This window comes from Cupriavidus sp. SK-3, assembly GCF_000611145.1.
In the GTDB taxonomy this organism is placed as follows: domain Bacteria; phylum Pseudomonadota; class Gammaproteobacteria; order Burkholderiales; family Burkholderiaceae; genus Cupriavidus.
On record NZ_JFJV02000289.1, the window covers coordinates 1 to 1,836 of the forward strand.

1 protein-coding gene is annotated in these 1,836 nt (G+C 67.3%); it reads left to right on the forward strand.

Annotated elements, in window-relative coordinates; translation table 11 throughout:
- A complete protein-coding gene (locus CF70_RS32025) occupies positions 1-1,785 on the forward strand; it encodes an acyl-CoA dehydrogenase (RefSeq protein WP_035875435.1) in 1,785 nt (594 codons plus the stop codon).
- Positions 1,786-1,836 lie beyond the last annotated feature (51 nt).

The window sequence follows — 1,836 nt, forward strand, 5'->3', positions numbered from 1 at the left end:
ATGACCTATCGTGCCCCGCTCAAGGACATGCTGTTTGTGATGAACGAACTGGCCGGCCTTGACGCTGTCAGCCAGCTGCCCGGCTTCGAGGACGCCACGCCGGAGACGGCGCAGGCGGTGCTCGATGAGGCCGCCAAGTTCAACGAACAGGTGCTGGCGCCGCTCAACCGCATCGGCGACACCGATCCCAGCAGCTGGAAGGACGGCGTGGTCACCACCACGCCCGGCTTCAAGGACGGCTTCCGCCAGTTTGGCGAAGGCGGCTGGCAGGGCGTGCTGCATCCGCAGGAATTCGGCGGCCAGGGCTTGCCCAAGCTGATCGCCACCGCCTGCATCGAGATGCTGAACTCGGCGAACCTGTCGTTCGCGCTGTGCCCGCTGCTGACCGACGGCGCCATCGAAGCCCTGCTGACCGCGGGCAGCGATGCGCAGAAAGCCACCTTCCTGCCCAGGCTGATCTCCGGCGAATGGACCGGCACCATGAACCTGACCGAGCCGCAGGCCGGCTCGGACCTGGCAGCCGTACGCACGCGCGCCGAGCCGCAGGGCGATGGTACCTACAAGGTGTTCGGCACCAAGATCTTCATCACCTACGGCGAACACGACATGGCGAAGAACATCGTCCATCTCGTGCTGGCGCGCACGCCGACGGCACCCGAAGGCGTCAAGGGCATCTCGCTGTTCATCGTGCCCAAGTTCCTGGTGAACGAAGACGGCTCGCTGGGCGCGCGCAACGATGCGCACTGCGTGTCGATCGAACACAAGCTGGGCATCAAGGCCAGCCCCACCGCCGTGCTGCAGTTCGGCGACCACGGCGGCGCCATCGGCACGCTGGTGGGCGAGGAGAATCGCGGCCTGGAATACATGTTCATCATGATGAACTCGGCGCGTTTCTCGGTCGGCATGCAGGGTATCGCGGTCTCCGAACGCGCCTACCAGCAGGCGGTGGCCTTCGCGCGCGAGCGCGTGCAAAGCCGGCCGGTCGACGGCTCGGCCCGCGAGGCGGTGACCATCATCCATCACCCCGACGTCAAGCGCATGCTGATGACCATGCGCTCGCTGACCGAAGGCGCGCGCGCGGTGGCCTACGTGGCCGCGGCGGCATGCGATACGGCGCACCGGCATCCGGACGAAGCGGTGCGCAAGCAGAACGAGGCCTTCTACGAGTTCATGGTGCCCATCGTCAAGGGCTGGAGCACCGAGTTGTCGATCGATGTCACCAGCCTTGGCGTGCAGGTGCACGGCGGCATGGGCTTCATCGAGGAGACCGGCGCGGCGCAGCACTATCGCGACGCCCGCATCCTGCCGATCTACGAAGGCACGACCGCGATCCAGGCCAACGACCTGGTCGGCCGCAAGACGGTGCGCGACGGCGGCGCCGTGGCGCGCGGCATCTGCGCGCAGATCGCCGGGACCGAGGCGGCGCTGGGCCAGCATGGCGGCGCGGCTTTCTCCGCGGTGCAGGCGCAACTGGCCAAGGGGCGCGAGGCGCTGGAGGCGGTGGTGGCGTTCGTGGTGGCCAATGCCAAGTCGGATCCGAATGCCGTGTTCGCCGGCAGCGTGCCTTACCTGAAGCTCTGCGGCATCGTGTTCTCGGGCTGGCAGCTTGGGCGCGCGATGCTGGCCGCGGATGCGAAGCGTGGCGAGGATCCTTCCTTCAGCGATGCCAAGATCGCGACCGCGCATTTCTTCGCGGAGCACATCCTGTCGCAGGCGTCGGCCTTGCGCGATGCTGTCGTGGCAGGCGCGGTGCCGGTCAATGCGTTGAGCGAAGCGCAGTTCTGAGATCGCCCGGTAGCAGGCAAGGAAGAAAGGCGGCCCGGCAGGGCCGCCTTT